28 protein-coding genes are annotated in these 20,388 nt (G+C 39.0%); 19 read left to right on the forward strand and 9 right to left on the reverse strand.

Annotation, left to right across the window (positions count from 1 at the left end):
• Nucleotides 1-153: 153 nt before the first annotated feature.
• The 3 genes from fliD to fliT are packed head-to-tail and all read left to right on the forward strand — an operon-like array spanning nucleotide 154 to nucleotide 2,407.
• On the forward strand, nucleotides 154-1,617 hold the full coding sequence (fliD, locus tag ABN256_RS03600; RefSeq protein ID WP_196553699.1) for a flagellar filament capping protein FliD: 1,464 nt from the start codon (nucleotides 154-156) through the stop codon (nucleotides 1,615-1,617).
• A gap of 19 nt (nucleotides 1,618-1,636) precedes the next feature.
• Nucleotides 1,637-2,035 (forward strand): flagellar export chaperone FliS, encoded by a 399-nt coding sequence (gene fliS, locus ABN256_RS03605; protein WP_023581844.1) that lies wholly within the window; start codon nucleotides 1,637-1,639, stop codon nucleotides 2,033-2,035.
• An 18-nt stretch (nucleotides 2,036-2,053) separates the two neighbouring features.
• A complete protein-coding gene (gene fliT, locus ABN256_RS03610; RefSeq protein WP_072068502.1) occupies nucleotides 2,054-2,407 on the forward strand; it encodes a flagellar protein FliT in 354 nt (117 codons plus the stop codon).
• 144 nt (nucleotides 2,408-2,551) lie between these two features.
• Here the strand turns inward: fliT and ABN256_RS03615 are convergent, their stop codons facing one another.
• The 6 genes from ABN256_RS03615 to ABN256_RS03640 all read right to left on the reverse strand — a co-directional run bounded on the left by ABN256_RS03615 (nucleotide 2,552) and on the right by ABN256_RS03640 (nucleotide 6,146).
• Complete coding sequence (locus ABN256_RS03615) at nucleotides 2,552-3,007, reverse strand: GNAT family N-acetyltransferase (RefSeq protein WP_196553700.1); 456 nt, start codon at nucleotides 3,005-3,007, stop codon at nucleotides 2,552-2,554.
• A 243-nt stretch (nucleotides 3,008-3,250) separates the two neighbouring features.
• The gene (locus ABN256_RS03620; RefSeq protein WP_196553701.1) at nucleotides 3,251-3,532 is read right to left on the reverse strand and encodes a hypothetical protein; all 282 of its coding nucleotides are present in this window, start codon (nucleotides 3,530-3,532) and stop codon (nucleotides 3,251-3,253) included.
• A 184-nt stretch (nucleotides 3,533-3,716) separates the two neighbouring features.
• Nucleotides 3,717-4,850, reverse strand: coding sequence for a hypothetical protein (locus tag ABN256_RS03625; protein ID WP_196553702.1), 1,134 nt, complete (start codon nucleotides 4,848-4,850; stop codon nucleotides 3,717-3,719).
• 352 nt (nucleotides 4,851-5,202) lie between these two features.
• Nucleotides 5,203-5,418 carry a hypothetical protein gene (locus tag ABN256_RS03630; protein WP_006533140.1) on the reverse strand — a complete coding sequence of 72 codons (216 nt, stop codon included), beginning with the start codon at nucleotides 5,416-5,418 and terminating at the stop codon, nucleotides 5,203-5,205.
• A gap of 104 nt (nucleotides 5,419-5,522) precedes the next feature.
• A complete protein-coding gene (locus ABN256_RS03635) occupies nucleotides 5,523-5,753 on the reverse strand; it encodes a DUF6500 family protein (protein WP_196553703.1) in 231 nt (76 codons plus the stop codon).
• Nucleotides 5,754-5,807: 54 nt separating this feature from the next.
• Nucleotides 5,808-6,146: a GlpM family protein gene (locus ABN256_RS03640; protein ID WP_072068506.1), complete on the reverse strand. Its 339-nt coding sequence runs from the start codon at nucleotides 6,144-6,146 to the stop codon at nucleotides 5,808-5,810.
• Nucleotides 6,147-6,329: 183 nt separating this feature from the next.
• Here ABN256_RS03640 and ABN256_RS19180 point away from each other — a divergent pair, with 183 nt between their 5' ends.
• Nucleotides 6,330-6,677 carry a nuclear transport factor 2 family protein gene (locus ABN256_RS19180; protein WP_502929686.1) on the forward strand — a complete coding sequence of 116 codons (348 nt, stop codon included), beginning with the start codon at nucleotides 6,330-6,332 and terminating at the stop codon, nucleotides 6,675-6,677.
• Between the two features lie 70 nt (nucleotides 6,678-6,747).
• On the opposite strand, the gene ABN256_RS03645 is transcribed toward ABN256_RS19180, so the two are convergent.
• From ABN256_RS03645 to fliE, 3 genes are all read right to left on the reverse strand, one after another.
• Nucleotides 6,748-6,915: a DUF2933 domain-containing protein gene (locus ABN256_RS03645; RefSeq protein ID WP_196553705.1), complete on the reverse strand. Its 168-nt coding sequence runs from the start codon at nucleotides 6,913-6,915 to the stop codon at nucleotides 6,748-6,750.
• 101 nt (nucleotides 6,916-7,016) lie between these two features.
• A complete protein-coding gene (locus ABN256_RS03650; protein ID WP_196553706.1) occupies nucleotides 7,017-7,496 on the reverse strand; it encodes a GIY-YIG nuclease family protein in 480 nt (159 codons plus the stop codon).
• A 325-nt stretch (nucleotides 7,497-7,821) separates the two neighbouring features.
• Complete coding sequence (gene fliE / locus ABN256_RS03655) at nucleotides 7,822-8,133, reverse strand: flagellar hook-basal body complex protein FliE (RefSeq protein WP_072068509.1); 312 nt, start codon at nucleotides 8,131-8,133, stop codon at nucleotides 7,822-7,824.
• Between the two features lie 276 nt (nucleotides 8,134-8,409).
• On the opposite strand from fliE, the gene fliF reads away from it, so the two are divergent.
• The 15 genes from fliF to ABN256_RS03730 all read left to right on the forward strand — a co-directional run bounded on the left by fliF (nucleotide 8,410) and on the right by ABN256_RS03730 (nucleotide 20,350).
• Nucleotides 8,410-10,137, forward strand: coding sequence for a flagellar basal-body MS-ring/collar protein FliF (gene fliF / locus ABN256_RS03660; protein ID WP_349439140.1), 1,728 nt, complete (start codon nucleotides 8,410-8,412; stop codon nucleotides 10,135-10,137).
• On the forward strand, nucleotides 10,134-11,132 hold the full coding sequence (fliG, locus tag ABN256_RS03665; RefSeq protein WP_006533145.1) for a flagellar motor switch protein FliG: 999 nt from the start codon (nucleotides 10,134-10,136) through the stop codon (nucleotides 11,130-11,132). The genes fliF and fliG overlap by 4 nt, the downstream gene beginning before the upstream one ends.
• Nucleotides 11,125-11,844: a flagellar assembly protein FliH gene (gene fliH / locus ABN256_RS03670; RefSeq protein ID WP_036935771.1), complete on the forward strand. Its 720-nt coding sequence runs from the start codon at nucleotides 11,125-11,127 to the stop codon at nucleotides 11,842-11,844. Before fliG ends, fliH begins: the two co-directional genes overlap by 8 nt.
• Nucleotides 11,844-13,211 carry a flagellar protein export ATPase FliI gene (gene fliI / locus ABN256_RS03675; protein ID WP_099075753.1) on the forward strand — a complete coding sequence of 456 codons (1,368 nt, stop codon included), beginning with the start codon at nucleotides 11,844-11,846 and terminating at the stop codon, nucleotides 13,209-13,211. Before fliH ends, fliI begins: the two co-directional genes overlap by 1 nt.
• Nucleotides 13,212-13,247: 36 nt before the next feature.
• Complete coding sequence (gene fliJ, locus ABN256_RS03680) at nucleotides 13,248-13,694, forward strand: flagellar export protein FliJ (RefSeq protein ID WP_006533149.1); 447 nt, start codon at nucleotides 13,248-13,250, stop codon at nucleotides 13,692-13,694.
• The gene (locus tag ABN256_RS03685; RefSeq protein ID WP_349439142.1) at nucleotides 13,694-15,091 is read left to right on the forward strand and encodes a flagellar hook-length control protein FliK; all 1,398 of its coding nucleotides are present in this window, start codon (nucleotides 13,694-13,696) and stop codon (nucleotides 15,089-15,091) included. Before fliJ ends, ABN256_RS03685 begins: the two co-directional genes overlap by 1 nt.
• A 177-nt stretch (nucleotides 15,092-15,268) precedes the next feature.
• Nucleotides 15,269-15,751: a flagellar basal body-associated protein FliL gene (gene fliL, locus ABN256_RS03690; protein WP_006533151.1), complete on the forward strand. Its 483-nt coding sequence runs from the start codon at nucleotides 15,269-15,271 to the stop codon at nucleotides 15,749-15,751.
• Nucleotides 15,752-15,756: 5 nt separating this feature from the next.
• A complete protein-coding gene (fliM, locus tag ABN256_RS03695) occupies nucleotides 15,757-16,785 on the forward strand; it encodes a flagellar motor switch protein FliM (RefSeq protein ID WP_072068513.1) in 1,029 nt (342 codons plus the stop codon).
• Entirely contained in the window at nucleotides 16,778-17,188 is a 411-nt protein-coding gene (gene fliN, locus ABN256_RS03700; RefSeq protein WP_006533153.1) for a flagellar motor switch protein FliN, read from the forward strand. Before fliM ends, fliN begins: the two co-directional genes overlap by 8 nt.
• Nucleotides 17,189-17,191: 3 nt before the next feature.
• Nucleotides 17,192-17,638 carry a flagellar biosynthetic protein FliO gene (gene fliO, locus ABN256_RS03705; protein ID WP_072068514.1) on the forward strand — a complete coding sequence of 149 codons (447 nt, stop codon included), beginning with the start codon at nucleotides 17,192-17,194 and terminating at the stop codon, nucleotides 17,636-17,638.
• On the forward strand, nucleotides 17,638-18,408 hold the full coding sequence (gene fliP, locus ABN256_RS03710) for a flagellar type III secretion system pore protein FliP (protein ID WP_072068515.1): 771 nt from the start codon (nucleotides 17,638-17,640) through the stop codon (nucleotides 18,406-18,408). The genes fliO and fliP overlap by 1 nt, the downstream gene beginning before the upstream one ends.
• A gap of 15 nt (nucleotides 18,409-18,423) precedes the next feature.
• Complete coding sequence (gene fliQ, locus ABN256_RS03715) at nucleotides 18,424-18,693, forward strand: flagellar biosynthesis protein FliQ (protein WP_036935757.1); 270 nt, start codon at nucleotides 18,424-18,426, stop codon at nucleotides 18,691-18,693.
• Nucleotides 18,694-18,698: 5 nt separating this feature from the next.
• Complete coding sequence (gene fliR, locus ABN256_RS03720) at nucleotides 18,699-19,481, forward strand: flagellar biosynthetic protein FliR (RefSeq protein WP_072068517.1); 783 nt, start codon at nucleotides 18,699-18,701, stop codon at nucleotides 19,479-19,481.
• Nucleotides 19,482-19,604: 123 nt separating this feature from the next.
• Complete coding sequence (locus tag ABN256_RS03725; protein WP_075673024.1) at nucleotides 19,605-19,871, forward strand: type II toxin-antitoxin system TacA family antitoxin; 267 nt, start codon at nucleotides 19,605-19,607, stop codon at nucleotides 19,869-19,871.
• Nucleotides 19,859-20,350, forward strand: coding sequence for a GNAT family N-acetyltransferase (locus ABN256_RS03730; RefSeq protein ID WP_349439144.1), 492 nt, complete (start codon nucleotides 19,859-19,861; stop codon nucleotides 20,348-20,350). Before ABN256_RS03725 ends, ABN256_RS03730 begins: the two co-directional genes overlap by 13 nt.
• The last annotated feature ends 38 nt before the right edge of the window (nucleotides 20,351-20,388 follow it).

Genomic DNA, 20,388 nt, shown 5'->3' on the forward strand with positions numbered 1-20,388 from the left:
CTAAATTCGACTTTGGTCACCAATGGCAATAAAAGGCTTCTATATGTCAGCCTGTTTCACTCATCAAAAATACCAAATAGACGTAAACTTTTCGCCGATTCTACCGATAACGCTTTTTGAGGATTATTTTACGAACACAGAAAGGAGACCAGTATGGCTGGTATTACTTCGTTAGGCGTAGGCTCAGGGATGCCTCTAAGTCAAACATTGGCACAGTTAGAGGCGGCGGAAAATAAACGCCTTGAACCCCTTGATAAACAGATGAAAAGCTATGAAGCGCAAATTACCGCTTACGGTAAAATTCGTGGGCAGCTCGATAAGCTACAAAAAGCGTCAGAAAATTTAAAAAAATTCGACGAAATTATTGCAACAAAAGTCGATGATGAATTTGATGCTTTTAAAGTGACTACAGATGGCAAAGCCAGTGTGGGTAACTACACTATTTCTGTTGAACAATTAGCTAAGTCACAATCTTTGAAAACACAACCTGTCGATGATATTAAAAAATCATTAGGTAAAACATTAGGTGAAGGTAATAAGCGCACTCTTATCATCACACAAGAAGGTGAAAAAGAGCCATTACGTATTGAATTAAACGATGATCAAACGTCTATTCTTGAATTACGTGATGCGATTAATAAAAAAGAAGGTAATGTTTCAGCAAGTATTGTTAAAGCGAAAGATGGTGAAAACTATTTAACACTAACTTCTCGCAAAGAAGGTACAAAATCTGAAATGAAAATTGAGGTAATTGGTGACGATGATCTCGCTTCATACCTTAATTATGATCCTAAAAATACTGAACTGTCGGACCCATCCAATCCTGATTCTAACTTGGTTGATAAATCATCCAAAATGACACAGGTTGTTAAGGCTCAAAACTCTATTGTCAATATTAATGGTATTGATATTGAGCGCCAGACGAATGAGATTAAAGATGCACCAGAAGGGATCACTTTAAATCTAAAGAAAACAACCTTTGATAATAAAGACAAAGCAGATAAGCCTGAAATTGTAAACGTTGCTCGTGATATTGAGCCAATGAAAAAAGCGATCCAAGCTTGGACAGAGGCTTATAACGAGTTAAACAGCACTTATAAATCTCTAACTAAATATACCCAAGTAGAGAAAGGCGAAGCAGCATCAAAAGATAATGGTGTATTACTGGGTGATACCACCAGTCGTATGATTATGTCTGAACTAAAGAGTTTTGTTACAAGCTCACAAAATACATCAGACCTAGATACCCTGAATAAAATGGGTATTAAATTTAAGGTTGATGGCTCTTTAGATATTGATAGTAAAAAACTGGATGAAGCGTTAAAAGAAAAACCTGCTAACGTGAAAGAGTTTTTTATGGGTGACGGTAAAGAAACAGGTTTTGGTACTCAAACCTATAATTACCTAAAGAAAACCCTACAATCTAATGATGGTACGTTAGATATCGCCACTGATGGCGTGAAAAAACGTAAGAAAACATTAGATAGCCAAATTAAAAACACGGAACGTAATATTGCGGCCACGATGGAACGTTATAAAAACCAGTTCCAACAGTTAGATAAAATGGTCAACTCCATGACTAACTCCAGTGCCTCAATCGGCCGTTTATTAATGTAATTTTTAAAAGTAGGACACTATGTATCAACAATCAGCCAGTAAAATGTATGCTCAAATCGACGTTGAAAGCGAGATTTTAAATGCCACGCCTTACCAGCTGATCCAGATCCTATTTAATGGGGCGCTTAGCGCCCTTCGCCGTGCCTTAATATTAATGGAACAAGGAAATATCGCTGGTAAAGGCGAGAATATTTCTAAAGCGATTAATATTATTGGTAATGGATTAAAACAAGGTCTGGATAAAGAAAAAGGTGGCGAGCTTGCAGAGAATCTGGAGCTCCTTTATGACTATATGGTTAATCAGCTACTCGATGCCAACTTAAAAAATAACCCAGAAAAAATTCATGAAGTCATCAAGCTCTTAACTGAAATTTCTGATGCTTGGCAACAAATCGGCACACAGATTAATTCTTATTAAATTAGAGTGGACAACAATATGGATATTATGGTGGCTTACGAGCAGGTTTTAAAATCAAGTGAGCAAATGTTAACGCTTGCCAAAGATCAGCAATGGGACAAGCTGATAGAAATGGAAATGGATTATTTAAAAAGCGTAGAGAATATCACTAAGATGATAAAGCCTGCAGATGGTGAGCTGAGACTACAACAACGCCTCACAGATATGCTAAAGAAAATCTTAGAAAACGAAAATGAGACGCGAAATTTATTACGAGCTCGTCTAGATGAGCTCGGCGTGTTAATTAGACAGACTGAACAAGAGCAGAGGGTACAAAATAGCTATGGTCAGTTTACAGAACATAGTTATTATCCTGATCTCAATCTTAAATAACTCTCCTCTGCGCCAAAAGCGGTTTTATTAGCTAATGGCGTCTTTACTTAGAAAAAATCACTCTTATTATTCAGCTTAATTTGTTATCGGTAACGTCAGGATCAACCTTTACCTTGTTTATTATTTGTTTTTTGATTACACCGATTAAACAGACTGTACTAACACCATATCAATATGTGGAATGTTATCTTCAAGATACGTTTTTGAATCAATAACAAAACCATGTAATTGATAAAATGACACTAAATAAGCCTGTGCCATTATTTTAATTGTATGGGTATTAAATTGACGGCACGTAGTTGTAATTGCCTCTTTTATTAATTGATGAGCAATACCATTCCCTCGCTGATTTTGAGCAACAATCACTCGCCCTATTGAGGCTTCTTTAAACGCGATACCTTGAGGTAATAAGCGTGCATAGGCGATAAATTGCTGGCTCTCTTCCTCTTTTGTAAACAGGTGCAAGGCATTTTGATCTACCCCATCCAGATCTTGATAAGCACATTGCTGTTCACAAATAAAAACCTGATTTCTTAAGGCTAAAATAGCATACAGCTCATCAGTCGTTAGTTGTGTAAATGATTTTAAAATCCAATTCATGCGCTTTATCCCGTGATTTAAAGTAATAAAAAAACAATCAATGATAATTGCAATATCATCGACAAGATATTTGTTTAATATAAAGAGTAAAATAGTGATGTGAATAGTGCGTTTTTATTGTAAAAAACGCAGAAGAATAGATATCCAATACTGAAGAATAGGCAATAAAACCTTTAATTTTAATACGTTCAGACTCCCCTCGAGCCTTTATTACTTTGCTTATCTATTTCTATAAAAATAATCTTAGAGTCGTTCTAACCCTTTCCAAGCTCTGTTTTTTACTTCAGTCACTAAAATGGCTGGATTTAAGGTTATTTTTTCTGCAATTGAAAAAGCCAACTCGATAACTTCTTTATGATCTTTAGTTTCAGTATGGTAATTAAACTCAGCAAGAGGCAGAATATATTTACCTTTTAAACCATGGATCTCTTTTTTAAATCCTTCTTTTTCCATCTTTTGTGTTAATAACACATAATCTGCATTTTCAGGATCGGATAACTCAACTCTAACAGTAAATTCAGGCATAGAAACCTCCTACAGTCTGTCTATGTCTAATGAAATTCTGCTAGCTCTCGAAAGGAAGTATATTAAATCAACAATCATTTTCCTAGTAAGAAACAATGATAAATAATGTGATCATGATTGAAATAGAAATCGCCCACTTAATGTGGGCGACATATTAGATCATAATAAATTGATAAATAATAATTTATTTAATCACGTCATAGAGTTGCTGATCTGATAAATAATCTGCAGTTAAACCTGCTGATGGATTATATTGTACGCCGAAGATCTCAGAGAATGCTTTACCTTCTTTACCTAATGAAACCTTACGTTCATCTTTACCTGTGCTTTCATAGATAGAATAGGTTTTACGACGCATTGCTGTATATTTATCTGCATCATTAGCAATATCGGTGTGATAGCTCATAATTTGTGTATCCGTTAAGGCTAATTTATTCGCTAAGTCACAACCCCAGCGAGTTAAACAAATTTCTGCAAAATGGCGTACTACTAAACCTGGTGCATATAATGCATTTTCACCTTCACTTCCATCAATAGACGCATTACCCACCAATGTAGCGTGACGTCCTGATATAGGGAAGATATGCATTTTAGTCTCAGATGAAACCGTTGGGATCACACATGTAAATCCTTTTGAACGTTCATCTTTTGCATAAAATCCGACATATTCTTTGACGTTTTTACCTAAGGTTACTTTTTCAGGTTGAAAATTCAGAGGACCTGGAACAGGATCAATAGCAAAGATATTGACTGGAATATCTTTTAATTGAGGATCTGCCAACATCGCATTTGCTAGCATATGGCAAGTAATACCACCACGACTCCAACCCACTAAGTTAACTTGTGTTGGAATAATGCCATCTTTGCGAAAAATACGAATAATTTGTTGCTGGAGTTGCTGTTGAGTGACATGACGATCGCCATAGTCATATTTGCGCCATAAAAAAGAACCTGTTACCTTAACATCTTCAATAGGAATGCCGGCTTTTTTCAGCTGATTATACTGCTCTTCTGTCAATTTTTCACGTTGCCAATCAAAGTTACCTTTCATTAAACAAAGCGCATGGTTTACGTTTTCTTCCCAACCACTACCAAAAAGAGAACCTTTAATATCAGAGTAATTAGGACTTTCAACCCATAAATCATCTTCTTGCAGATTACCACTACCAGGGCCATCAACAATAAACCACTGTGCAAACTCTCGTCCTTGGTTATTTTGCGCTAAAGTGGCAACTAATTCCCCTTGCCAGAAGGTAGGGTTATTATTATCAAATGAGTTAGAGCCAGTACCACATAAATAAACGGTTAATACTGTCATAGTGTAAATTTCCTTTTAATAATGACCAAAAAATCAAACTAATGATTTTTATTTCCTTGTATTGAGCTATTCCTTAGCCCACCAGCACATTACCCATAAGCCTTTTTTTATTCAATTATAAAAAATGAATTAGCAGAGTCGAGATCACATAATTGAATTTTATTTAAGTAAAAGAAATGAAAAAACTCTATCAGATCAATGTAATTAAATAATATAAATGAACCTCTTATTTTTTATTATTTCTATTAGTAAATCGGCTTATAAAAAAGTACATTATATAACCAGCCTTTAAATTTAAATAAAAAAAATCCCACATAACTAAAATGCAGGATTTTCTATTAGGTAGAATGTCTTATAAACGATTAAAAGCAACTACTCTCACCGCAGGAATATCAGCTTGTGCCCCTTCAGCAACTTCCTGACATGCTTTATCTAACGCAATATGGGGTGTGATCCCACTTTCTGTTTCTACAATTTTATGTCCGGCGTAGGTATCACCATTTCTGGAACGCACTTTATACGCAATAAACCAATATTCCATATCATCACCGTTTACGTTATTAATCATGTAATTACCATAGCGGTTTATGACTCGCTTTAATGTGATAATAATCAATAATTTTTAGTTTAATAAAATTGTTTTATAAAAAAATGAACCGTATTGCAGGAAAATCAGGCGTGATATTCCATTTCTGATTGTACTAATTTTTTTATTTTTACTGCTTTTTCAAAGTGATCCAATTTATGCGTCATTATCCACCATGTTGCGACTTCCATTAATAATTCAGGGTTGTCATTTTTATTTGTAAAAAAAGCATAAAAGGATAATCCCACGCCCTCTCCTTTAGCTGAAATCTTGTCATTACATATTTGAATTATTTTTTGTTGTAGTAATTTTCTCATATTCTCTCTACTTTTATTTTTCAACATGGGAATAAATAGGAAAGAACAAATGCGCTATCCATGAAATTTATTCCATAGTTGAATAAGTAACCAAGCAGCAATAACCCAGCAGATCACCGCCGTAGCCAGTGCTGTAAATAATTTCACATAGTTAATCATCACATAAAGTGAAATTAGATAAACCATATAAGGAATAACCGCCCATAGACTAAAAATAATGGTGGTACGTAACGCTTCAATAGAGCGTTCGGAACCAACAATATAGTGTGCAATAAGCGCGAAAGTTGGAAATAATGGAACTAGTCCCGCAATATAATAATGGCGAGATTTCGATAAAACAGCGATTAATACCACGACAAATGCACCTATCAGTGCTTTAACCAGTAATCCCATTATTCTTTCATCACGTTATAAAAACCTTAGTACTATCATACCTATTCATATTTGTATGTGAGCTGATTTTATTTTTTGTGGTTTAAGATAATATGATCCTTTGACGATAATAAAACCCACAATGCTGTATATTTCACCATCAAATGAAATAAAGATAAACATAATCGAACTTTATAAAAAATAATCCAACAAGAAAAAACACGTCACAAAAGCACCCATCGAAAAAATACAAATGTACTTATTCAACTTTTACATAATGAGTTTATAGAACTTTGTCGCTCTGGTGTTTGCGTTAATAAAACAGACACAGTTAATAGCTTTATAAACGACAATAGCAATATAGAGGTTTATTCAGAAAATTATCAAGGTTCACAACTCAGTGATGATGTGGTGCTGTTAACTTATATCAGTTATCAATTAGAAGATAACAAAAGAATAAAGCAAACTTACCACTCATCTATTTGGATAAGAAATTCCCATGGTGATTGGCAACTACGATTTCATCAAGGTACAGCTCAATCAGAAAGTTAATCTATTTTTCAATAAATAGGATTGAGCTAAATCTAATTATTTAGCCCAATAGCAATATAAAGTAACCGATTTAAGCATCCAAATGTGTTTTCTTTTTGTCTATTGTCGCTGTTTCATCTTTATTTTTACAGCAATCATGTGAACTGTTTTCACCATGATGTTTATGCATAAAGAGATGCATTAACGGACAAAGTAATAACATAAGAATAAACCAATTATCTCTTAAAAGTTCCCACATAATCATCTCCTTAAATCACGTTTAAAAAGATGATAGGGCTTACTCTAAGAGGAAGGTCTAGTATGGATTTGTTATTTAATCCCTATATTTGTCAATGATTTTTATTTATTTGGCATATACATTGTGTCTTCAAAAATATTGGGATAATTTTCACCATGGCTAATAATAGGGTTACCATAAAATTTAGTTTTTTGTTGATTATATAAATCATGCCCTTGAGATAAGGCTTCAGATATAAAAAATGTCTCAACCTTATCTAAATAATCATCCACATAACAATTAGCATGCATATCAAGCTCAGCATAGGAGAGAATTTTTTTCCCACGTTTAGCGCCTTTAACATGCTCAATAAGCCCACGTGCATTTAACTGCGTTCTTATTCTAGATCTTAAGTTTGTTGTCTTACCTATATATAAACATTCATGCTTATCACCATATTGACGCCAAAAAATATAGATACCGTATGCTTCAGGAATTTCTTTTATAACCTCATGGTTTTTGCTGTAATCAATATTATTTAGATCTATAAATTCAGACCAATGTAAATTGATCGTTGTTCCTGTTACTTCAAAAGAAATCATTATGTTAATTCCCAAAAAGGCAAGATACTTTAAATAGTATTCTATTTTTATAAGCAACTTTTAATAACCTAACACTTTGATAATCTTTAAATATTATCGTTAGCGCTAGATATAAAGTTTCAAATTCATATTTCATGGAAAATGAATATCTCTGAATATGAAACGCCAACACAAATCGGGGCTCTCATTATCATAATGAGCAAGCTTATATCATCTATACAATGACGTTGAGCGAGATGCCCCATTCTGTTTTGAATAGGTATTTCTTATACAGCTATATATTAGCTATATAAAAGAAAAATCACCTTTATCAAATGATAAGGCACTACACCTGCATACTCATAATTTCTTGATAAGCGGCGACCAGCTTATTACGCACTTGCACGCCCATTTGTAATGAGATGCTAGATTTTTGCATATCTACCATCACATCGTTTAATTCAACACCCGGTGTACCTAAGGTAAACGCTTGCACTTTGTTGGTTGCATTCATTCGAGTTTCATTAATTTTACCCACGGCTTGAACAAGCTGAGTAGCAAACCCTGCTTGTACTGGCTGGGGTTTTGCAATATTGGATGCTTGTAAAGTCTGGATTTGCATTTTATCCAGAACACTTTCAATAGCTGGAATTGACATATAAACCTCTGCGTTAATCATCTAATTCAATTACTGAATCAATGTCATAGTAAGGAAGTGAACCAACACGCTTACCGAGTTATACCCTAACACAGGGGCTTCATTCCAAAGCGAGTAATTGACGCAAAAGTTAAGGGCTAATTACGCCATTAAATGAAACGCAAAAGGCCAATAATGAGACACCTGAGAGTAGGTTTATTTATTTGCGTAAGGGGAGTCTGTTTTGTTACGCCACGCTTTTAGTATTCATCCCGAACTACAAGGCAAGGATTGTCTATGAATGCCGAAAAAACCGACGTTGTGAACCAGAAAAAGGGTTTTAACGCCATTATTAACCGGATAAAAGCCGATCCGAAAATTCCGCTAATTATTGCGGGCTCGGCGGCAATTGCCATTTTTGTTGCTGCATTTTTATGGTTACAAAGCCCTGATTATAAGGTGCTTTATAGTAATCTTAGCGATAAAGACGGTGGCGAAATTGTCACACAGTTAACACAAATGAACGTACCTTATCGCTTGTCACAAAATGGCGCAGCGATCATGGTACCAGACAATCAGGTTCATGAATTACGCCTGAAACTCGCGCAAGCGGGACTTCCTAAAGGCGGTGCTGCCGGTTTTGAACTGTTAGATAAAGAAAAGTTCGGGATCAGCCAATTTAGTGAACAGATTAACTATCAACGTGCACTTGAAGGTGAGCTTGCTCGCACTATCGAGACATTAGGTCCTGTACAAAATGCTCGTGTTCATTTAGCACTACCAAAACCATCCCTTTTTGTTCGTGAACAGAAATCCCCTTCTGCATCCGTTACGGTGGGTCTTTTACAGGGTAGAGCGCTGGATGAAGGTCAAATTAATGCCATCGTGCATATCGTTGCAAGCAGTGTTGCGGGGATGCCTGATAGCAGTGTGACCATCGTTGACCAAAGTGGAAAATTATTGACACAACCTGATGCGTTAGGTCGTGACCTTAACTCTATTCAACTAAAATATGTTCAAGAGCTAGAAAGCCGCTACCAACAACGCATTGAAACATTACTGGGTCCAATTGTGGGTCGTGGAAATGTTCATGCTCAGGTAACAGCTCAAGTTGATTTCTCTCATACCGAAGAAACCGCTGAAGAGTACAAACCGAATCAGCCACCTAATCAAGCTGCTGTGCGTTCAAAACAATTGAGCCAAAGTGAGCAAAATGGCGGCATGTTAGCGGGCGGTGTTCCAGGGGCATTGTCTAATCAACCTGTTGCTCCACCTCAAGCGCCAATTGAAGCACCAAAAGCGCAAGAAGATGAGAAAACAGATGAAGCCAATACAACGGGCACTAATCGTACATTAACGCGTAATCCAAACAGTAATAGCCGTTTAGATGAAACAACCAACTATGAAGTTGACCGCCGAATTCGTCATATAAAACGCCCTGTGGGTAATGTCGAACGTCTTTCTGTTGCTGTCATCGTGAACTATAAAACGATTGAAGATACGAAAGAAGCGGCTGAAGGTGAAGAGCCTGTTGTTGAAACCAAACAAATTCCGCTTACTGATGAACAAATTCAGCAAATTGAAGGCCTTGTTCGTGAAGCGATGGGCTATTCCCAAGAACGTGGTGACTCATTAAGTGTCGTGAACTCACAGTTCAATGATATTGAAGAGAAAGTCATTACTGTTCCTGTATGGGAAAACCCAGAAATTCTTGCGAAAGCATTAGATTTAGGTCGCTGGTTATTACTTGTCATCATCGCATGGATCTTATGGCGCAAACTGGTGAAACCACAGCTTGAAAAACGCCGTGAAGCTGAAATTGCCGCACAGAAAGCCGTGCTGAAAACGAAGCTACAAGTTAAAGATGATGTTGATGAAACAGAATTAGATGACGAAGCAAGACGTAAACAAGCACGTAAACGTGTCAGTGCCGAATTGCAGAGCCAACGTATCCGTGAAATGGCAGAGAAAGATCCTCGTGTCGTCGCAATGGTAATTCGTCAATGGATGAGTAAAGAACAATGAGTAATAACTTAACTGGAACCGAAAAAAGCGCCGTTATGTTACTAACACTCGGTGAAGACCGGGCGGCGGAAGTATTTAAACATCTAAGTACACGCGAAGTTCAACAGCTGAGTATTGCAATGTCATCAATGCGCCATATCTCAAATCAGCAATTGATTGATGTTATGGCAAGCTTTGAAGAAGACGCTGTTCAATATGCAGCGTTGAATGTGAATGCGAACGATTACTTACGCTCTGTTCTGGTCAAAGCACTGGGTGAAGAACGCGCAAATAATCTATTAGATGAGATCTCTGAGACTCGTGAAACAACAACGGGTATTGAGACGCTTAACTTTATGGAACCACAAATGGCTGCCGATATTATCCGCGACGAACATCCGCAGATTATTGCAACCATCTTGGTTCATCTCAAACGGGGTCAAGCGGCCGATATTCTTGCTCTGTTTGATGAGAAATTACGTAATGACGTGATGCTACGTATCGCAACATTTGGTGGTGTTCAGCCGTCAGCATTAGCAGAGTTAACTGAAGTACTGAATAACCTGCTTGATGGCCAAAACCTCAAACGCAGCAAAATGGGTGGTGTTCGTACTGCTGCTGAGATCATCAACCTGATGAAAAGCCAGCAGGAAGAAAATGTCATTACTGCGGTACGCGATTACGACGGCGAATTGGCACAAAAGATTATCGACGAAATGTTCCTGTTCGAAAACCTTATCGATATCGACAACCGTTCTATCCAGCGCATTCTACAGGAAGTGGAATCCGACTCCTTGGTTGTGGCATTGAAAGGATGCGATCAAGAGCTGCGCGATCACTTCCTCAACAATATGTCGCAACGTGCTGCTGAAATCATGCGTGATGATTTGAATTCTCGTGGCCCTGTTCGTATGTCTCAAGTGGAAGCAGAGCAGAAAGCAATTCTGCTTGTGGTACGCAAATTAGCAGAGACTGGAGAGGTTGTTCTTCATGGAGGAGACGATACCTATGTCTGATAAACATACTGATACTAACTGGAAGCCTTGGGTTCCCAAAGAACTCACTGATTGGGCATTAACTGTCGAGGAAACGACAGAAGACGAAAAGGAAGTCGAAAAACAGGAAAAAGAAGTTGTTCAGCAACAGAAAGTCCTTGAGCAAATTAATATGCTTGATGACATGAAAGACAAGGCCCAGAAATTGGGCCACGCTGAAGGCTTTGAGGCAGGGAAAAACCAGGGTTATCAGGAAGGCTATCAGGCTGGATTACAATCAGGTATTGAAGAAGGTATTCGCCAAGGCATTGCTCAACAATCACCATTAATTAATGAGTGGCAAGGGTTGTTAGCTGAATTTAGACATTCACTGAATGGACTAGACAGTGTGATTGCATCACGCTTAATGCAAATTGCCCTTACAGCAGCCAAAGAAGTTCTGGGTCAACCGGCTGTCTGTGATGGTTCTGCATTGCTTGCACAAATAACCTTAATGTTGCAACAAGAACAAATGTTCTCAAGCAATCCACAGTTACGAGTGAATCCAAAACATATTCCACAAATTGAAAAAGAGCTGGGTGATTCCCTTTCTGCTCATGGTTGGAAAGTTGTTGCCGATAACAGTATTCATGTGGGTGGATGCCGTGTTGTAACAAATGATGGCGATCTTGATGCCACGATTGCAACTCGTTGGCATGAGCTTTGTCGTCTTGCTGCACCGGAGGCGTTGTAATGACAGCAAGATTGGGGCGTTGGTTAGAAAAACTCAGTGAAGCAGAAGCACGTTTAAATAAAATTCCACGTGTGCGTCAATATGGCCGTTTAACCAGAGCAACTGGTCTAGTCATGGAAGCTAAGGGGCTAGTTATGCCTCTTGGCTCGACATGTTTAATAGAACGTACCATTGGCAAAACGGTTGAAGAAGTCGAAAGTGAAGTGGTTGGGTTTAATGGTAGCCAGATGTTGTTAATGCCTTTACAGGAAGTCGAGGGATTAACACCTGGAGCTCGTGTTTATGCCCAAGCCACCCCCGGCGGTGAAAATGAAGGTCGCCAATTACCACTAGGTGATGCGTTGTTAGGACGAGTTTTAGATGGTTCTGGTTATCCTTTAGATGGTTTACCACCACCAGATACTGGTTATCGTGCCCCACTCATTACACCACCGATCAACCCATTACAACGAACACCGATTACAGATGTTCTTGATGTGGGTGTACGTGCAATTAATGCATTATTAACGGTTGGTCGCGGTCAGCGCATGGGGCTTTTTGCCGGCTCGGGTGTGGGTAAAAGTGTGCTATTAGGCATGATGGCGCGTTTTACTCAAGCGGATGTCATTGTTGTTGGCTTAATAGGTGAACGTGGTCGTGAAGTTAAAGACTTTATTGAGAATATTCTTGGTACTGAAGGCCTAGCTCGTTCTGTTGTTGTTGCCGCGCCCGCTGATGTATCACCCTTGCTTCGTATGCAAGGTGCTTCTTATGCCACACGTATTGCTGAAGATTTTCGCGATAGAGGTAAGCATGTCCTGTTAATTATGGACTCACTTACCCGTTATAGTATGGCACAACGTGAAATTGCCCTTGCTGTCGGTGAGCCACCAGCAACCAAAGGCTACCCGCCTTCTGTCTTTGCTAAATTACCTGCATTGGTCGAACGTGCAGGTAATGGCGTTGATGGTGGTGGTTCTATCACGGCTTTCTATACCGTTTTAACGGAAGGTGATGACCAGCAAGATCCCATTGCAGACTCCGCACGCGCCATTTTAGATGGTCATATTGTGCTTTCTCGCTCACTTGCTGAATCAGGGCACTACCCTGCTATTGATATTGAAGCCTCTATTAGCCGAGCAATGACGTCGTTAATTGATAAAACACATTACCGTCGTGTACAAGTGTTTAAACAGCTTTTATCAAGTTATCAACGTAACCGAGACTTAATTAATGTAGGCGCTTACGCCGCGGGTAGTGATCCTATGCTGGATAAAGCCATTGCTCTTTATCCGTCTCTCGCGAAGTTCTTACAACAAGATATCCAAGAGCAATGCAGTTATCAAAGTGCATGTGAGCAACTTAATCAACTGATCACAGTAAACTAATTCTGAACATAATCAGAGAAAGTAAAGAGGGTTCCAATGCGGGAGCAGTCACCTTTAGTGACACTGAGAGAACTGGCACAGACAGCGGCTGAACAAGCCGCTATTCAACTGGCTCAGGTCCGGCAGAGTCATCAACAAATGGAACAGCAACTCAATATGTTGATTGGGTATCAGGATGAATACCGTGTACGTCTAAACGAAACGTTGAATTTAGGGGGGATGTCGTCAGCATCGTGGCAAAACTACCAACAATTTCTCAAAACGCTCGAATTGACTATCGAACAACATAAACAACAACTTCAACATTGGCAGGCGCAACTTGATCTTGCAACTGAACAATGGCGAGAAAAACAGCAACGACTCAATGCATTTGAGACTTTGGAGCAACGTGCTGAAGATAGCCGTAAGCGACATCTCGATCGTATTGAACAGAAACAAATGGACGAGTACGCACAGCGTAGTACTTTACGGAGAACAACTTGATGGAGATAACGCTTCTGACCATGGATGTCGCTGCAACCTCCCCGGGAACGGCATCTGCAACACAGAGTCAACCCGGTGATAATGCCCCGACTTTCGCACAGCTTTTGGGTTCTCAACCCCAGCAAGCACAGGGTGATAAAAAGACAGCCAATATCGCAAACCATTCTACCAAAGAGAATAAAACACACTCAGATGAGGACAAAACAAAAGAAGACGATAGTCAGCTTGTGTCTGCTTCCACCGAGTTAAACGTGACAAAAGAGCCTTCTCTAGATACATCTCAACTCTCGCTTACATTACCTGATAATGAACAATTTGCAGCGATTGTTGAAAATAGAACCGCCTCTTCATTAATGTCAGCTGAAGAACTTGCCGCAGAACTTCCTGTTCAACTAGCAGGATTACCGGGCTTAAAACGTCTTAACTTACCTTCTGAAATGCGGGTTCACGCATTGCAACAGCCGCAATCTGTTAAGCACAATGAAGATTTAGCCATGTTGACACGCACACTTTCAAAAGATGTAGATATGTCGGACTTCAACCTTACCGACAAGCTCAATCTATCGAAATCAGATGAAAAGTCACTGTTAGCACAGTTACGTCCTGAAACTGCAACATTGGCAACAGAGAGTACGCTGGTCAGCGCGAATCAAACAGACAAGCCCTCAACTAAAAAAGTAGACAGCATCGCAACACTTTTAACGCCAACAGCAGAAAAAGTGAATACATTGCTAAATGGCGATAAGCAAGCTGCAAATACAAAATTAGCAGACAATGCTGTGCAGCAAATGGTAGCGGGTAACCGTGTTGCAGAAAGCGATCTTCACAACACGCTCACTAACTCACCTTCTTTAGCTTCACAAGGCATTACAGGTCATGCTCACTCATCAACACAACCACAAATGCAATTTTCACCAATGGCAACACAGGTTTTAAATGCACAAGTGGGTACCCCTGAGTGGCAACAACAACTTAATCAGCAAATTGTCATGTTTAGCCGTAATGGTTTACAGAAAGCTGAATTACGTTTACATCCTGAAGAGCTAGGTTCATTGCATATTCGCATGAAAATAGAAGATGGACAGGCACAGTTGCACCTTGCGTCACAAAATGGCCAAGTTCGTTCTGTATTAGAAAATGCCATGCATCAATTGCGTCAAGCACTCTCTGAAAACGGGATCCAGCTCACGCAAAGTCAGGTGTCTAGCGACACTAATGACGGTTGGCAACAACAAAATATGTCAGATTCCTCTCAATTTAGTGGAGATGGTGCCGATAATCATCAAGGAAGAGAGGGTAATTCAATGCAATTAGCCTCTGAACCGGCACTACAAAAGATAACCCTTACGCCTCAAGAATTAGCATCTGCTCGTGGTGGTGTTGATATTTTTGCCTAATACAAATGTATTGGGAGGACACACTATGTCAATAAACGTAAGAATTAATGGTTTTTTCCCTATCTGTTTCTGCCATTAAAAAACAGAAATAGCGGGATAATTAAGGTTGATTTAGATGGATATGGAAGTCCACAACAGTGAACACGTATCCACTACAAAACAGGAATTTAACTGTCCATGTCTAATTACAGCAATGAACGTAAAAGCTATAGCTTAATTCTGATCATCGTATTATTGGTGATCGCCATTATTGCAGCGGCATTCGGTGGATATAGTTGGTGGGCATTGAAGCATGCTAAATCAGGTTCAGCGGGCACTAGTCAGCAAAAAGTTATACCGGCACCCGTTTTTATGTCATTAGAGCCCTTTACGGTAAATCTAATTGATGACGAAGAACACTTAGACAGAGTGCTCTACATAGGGATCACACTAAGATTGCATAATGAAGACACTCGTAAGCGTCTACATGATTATTTACCTGAAGTTCGTAGCCGCTTGTTATTACTGCTTTCTCGTCAACAAGCTAACAAGCTTGCGACAGACAATGGAAAACTCCAGCTAATGACGGATGTAAAAGAAACGCTGAGACCGACTCTCGTACCGGGAGAATCTGAACAGATCCTCTCCGATGTACTGTTTACCACGTTTATTCTGCGATAATCATTATGAGCGATAATATCCTTTCACAGGCAGAGATTGATGCTCTGCTGAATGATGACACATCAGGTGACGACGCCAAAAGCGCGAACAGGGAACCTGCGATAGCGAAGGATCCGAATGAACCGGATATTCAGCCTTATGACCCAAACACGCAACGTCGTGTGGTTCGGGAACGTTTACAGTCGTTAGAAATTATTAACGAACGCTTTGCGCGTCAATTCCGTATGGGGCTGTTTAATATGCTCCGTCGGAGTCCTGATATTACTGTTGGTGGCGTTAAAATCCACCCTTATCACGACTTTGCTCGTAATTTACCTGTACCAACGAATCTTAACTTGGTGCATTTAAAACCATTACGAGGAACCGCGTTATTTACCTTTGAACCGAACCTGGTTTATATCGCGGTAGATAACCTGTTTGGTGGTGATGGCCGTTTTCCAATCCCTGTGGAAGGACGTGAATTTACCAACACAGAGCAACGGATCATCAACAAAATGTTGAAATTGGCACTTGATGCCTACCGTGATGCTTGGGATTCCATTTTCAAAATTCAAGTTGAATATGTTCGTTCTGAGATGCAGGTAAAATTTACCAATATCACCTCATCACCGAATGACATTGTTGTTACGACACCTTTTCAGGTAGAGATCGGTTCTATGGTCGGGGAATTTAGCATTTGTATTCCATTTGCCATGATTGAACCGTTACGTGAACGACTGATCAACCCACCAATTGAAAATGTTCGTCAAGAAGATGGGGTTTGGTTAGATAGTTTAGTCAACCAGGTTCAGCATTCAGAACTTGAACTGGTCGCAAACTTTACTGACATCCCACTGCGTTTATCAAAAGTGCTCACACTTAAAAAAGGGGATGTTATCCCTATTGATAAACCAGAAAGATTGATTGCACATGTTGATGGTGTGCCCGTATTAACAAGCCAATACGGTACAGTAAATGGGCAATATGCCCTTCGTGTTGAACACCTAATTAACCCTGTTTTAAACGCTCTGGATGAGGAACAAACCAATGAGTGATGCAAATCGCCCAACTGATAATTCACAATCGGCTGAGGATATGTGGGCTGATGCAATGGAACAGCAAACTGGGAAAAGCCAGGATAATAGTTCCGATTTATTTGAACATCTTTTACCTGAAGACGATACGCTTAATCATCTATCCGATATTAATTTGATCATGGATATTCCTGTCAAATTAACGGTAGAGTTAGGTCGCACCAAAATGACCATTAAAAAATTACTCAGCCTGTCTCAAGGTTCTGTCGTTTCACTGGATGGTTTAGCTGGTGAGCCTCTTGATATTCTTATCAATGGCTATTTAATTGCTCAAGGCGAGGTTGTTGTTGTTTCTGATAAATACGGTATTCGTATTACCGATATTATTACGCCATCAGAACGTATGCGTCGTCTGAGTCGTTAATTTATGGAACAGCTTCCTTCCTTTTCCAGCCAAGGTGCGGTAAATACTACCGCGCCCGCTACAACACAAACAGTTCAAACACCTACACAACCCTTGCCTGTAGGCCAAAGCCTTGCTCAAGTTAGCACAGCGCTTGCGGGCATTATTGTTCTTATTATTGTTGCTATGTGGCTATTTCGCCGTTTTGGCTTTGCCCGTGGCTCACTAAGAGGAGCAACAACCCAACTTAACGTTAAGGCAAGTTGTTCATTAGGTGCAAAAGAACGTGTAGTTGTTGTTGAAATTGAACAGGAATGGCTTGTATTAGGGGTAACATCGTCGCAGATAAACCTATTGCATAAGTTACCTATCCCTGAAAAAGCCTCGCAGGAAGCGACAACATCATCTACATCGCCATTGTTTACTCAATTATTACAAAAAACGCTAAAGCGAGATAAAGGCAACTCATAATGCATCAGTGTGTCACTTTTTTTAACGCATTAACGCGTTGGCGTCTCTTCGCTAGTGTACTGGTTTTAGTCTTGTTCCCAACCAGTGCGTTTGCTCAGTTTCCGAGTGTTATTACACAATCATTACCGGGAGGTGGTCAAAGTTGGTCACTGCCAGTACAAACCTTAATCTTCATTACAGCATTAGGCTTTATTCCTGCTGTTTTGCTGATGATGACCAGTTTTACACGGATTATCATCGTACTAGGATTATTACGTAATGCGTTAGGAACACCATCAGCACCACCAAACCAAGTTGTTCTTGGTTTAGCGTTGTTTATGACCTTTTTCATTATGGCACCTGTTTTTGATAGAATTTATCAAGATGCCTATATGCCTTTTAGTGAAGATAAAATCTCCTTTGAACAAGCGTTAGATAATGGTTCAAAACCCCTGCGTGAATTTATGATGCAACAAACGCGCGAAACAGATCTAGCTCTATTTGCACGCCTTGCAGATGCCCCAGCATTTGAAACACGAGAAAGCGTACCTATGCGTATTCTAGTTCCTGCCTATATCACCAGTGAACTAAAAACCGCGTTTCAAATTGGTTTTATGATTTTTATTCCTTTTCTTATCATCGACTTAGTCGTTGCCAGTGTATTAATGGCGCTCGGTATGATGATGGTGCCCCCTGCAACAGTGTCATTGCCTTTTAAACTTATGCTTTTTGTTTTAGTTGATGGTTGGCAATTAATACTGGGCTCGCTTGCACAAAGCTTTTTTAATTAGCGCTGAGGTAAATCCATGACACCAGAATCCGTCTTAGCACTGGGCACAGAAGCGATGAAAATCGCTTTATCACTCGCAGGCCCTCTTTTATTGTCAGCGCTTGTGACCGGTCTTGTGATCAGTATGCTTCAAGCAGCAACACAGATAAACGAAATGACATTATCGTTTATCCCTAAAATTCTTGCGGTATTAGTGGCTATTTTAGTAGCTGGCCCGTGGATGCTAAGTTTGCTTATCGATTATATGCATAACTTATTTACAGGCATTCCTGGAATGATTGGTTAATTGTAATGATAACCCTGACCAGTGAAATGCTTAACGGCTACATTAGTGATTTTTTCTGGCCATTTGTGCGTATTCTTGCACTGTTTAGCACTGCACCACTATTTAGTGAAAAGCAGACCCCGAAGAAATTCCGTATTGCACTCGCCTTTTTGATAACCGCATTAGTCGCACCCGGTTTACCACAAAGCAACGTGCCTCTATTTTCGATTATTGCCTTTTGGGTATTATTACAACAAATTCTGATTGGCACGATTTTAGGGTTATCAATGCAATTAGCCTTTGCGTCTGTTCGTCATGCTGGTGAAGTGATTGGTTTACAGATGGGGCTTTCATTCGCCACTTTCGTCGATCCATCAGGTGGCCCCAACATGCCTATTTTGGCACGTATTTTCAACATGCTAACAATGTTGCTATTTTTGGTATTTGATGGCCATTTATGGTTAATATCAATATTAGTTGATACGTTCTATGTAGTTCCTATAGAAAATCAAACATTTAATTCTTTAGCCATTCTAACTTTAGTCCAAAGTGGCGGGACTATATTCATTAACGGTATGATGCTAGCCATGCCATTAATCACCCTACTCCTCGTTCTTAACCTTTCATTAGGTATTCTAAACCGTATGACACCACAGCTTTCTGTCTTTGTGGTTGGTTTCCCTCTAACACTGACTATCGGTATGTTAGCATTATCAATGATTATGCCTGCATTGCCTGTATTTACAGAGCGCGTCTTTAGCGATACGTTTAATCGCATCACTTTAATATTACATCAGTTGGTTTCTTGAGATTTAAATCGACTGATTTTTAATCGCAGTCCTCGAATTAAAATTTATCTGCTTTTTTGTAGCTAATATTGTTTGTTTATTCCACAATCAATGTATATCAATTGCTATACAAGGAGGCGTGATATGAAAGCTGATGTACAACTCAATATTCGCGCTAAAGAATCACAACGTGCACTTATTGATACTGCTGCTGAAATTCTCCATAAATCTCGTACTGACTTTATTCTTGAGACAGCATGCCAAGCTGCTGAAGACGTCATTTTAGACCGTAGAACCTTTAATTTAAATGATGCTCAATATGCAGAGTTTATAGAAATTATTGATGCGCCGGTTGATATTGACCCTGCTCTTGAAAAGTTATTAATGAGAAAACCATTATGGGAAAAATAACAGCACCTGAGCCGTTATCAAATTCACATGAAGTGGCTGATTTTTATAGTAGTGAAAATGTATTAGATAACTGGATAAAACAAAGAGGTTTAAAAAACCAATTTTTAGGTGCATCCCGTACGTTTGTGGTCTGTGAAAAAAATAAAAAACGTGTTGTTGGGTACTATTCTTTAGCAACAGGTAGTGTTAACCATACTGAAGCAATTAGTCATATTCGTCGCAATATGCCAGACCCAATACCCGTGATCGTTTTAGCTAGATTTGCTGTTGATAAAACTTTTCATGGAAAAGATCTTGGTGCCGATTTGTTAAGAGATGCTGTTTTGCGTTGTCATCATGTAGCTGAAAACATTGGTGTTAGAGCGATTATGGTTCATGCTTTAACTGAAAACGCAAAACATTTTTACCTTCATCATGGTTTCAACGCTTCTTCGATTCAAGATAAAATCTTATTCTTAGCATTAAAAAAGAAAATATAGTTTGTTGCTTTTAATAAATAAAAAAATCCCCTGATAAA

This window comes from Proteus sp. fly-1008 (assembly GCF_040140305.1).
In the GTDB taxonomy this organism is placed as follows: Bacteria; Pseudomonadota; Gammaproteobacteria; order Enterobacterales; family Enterobacteriaceae; genus Proteus; species Proteus vulgaris_B.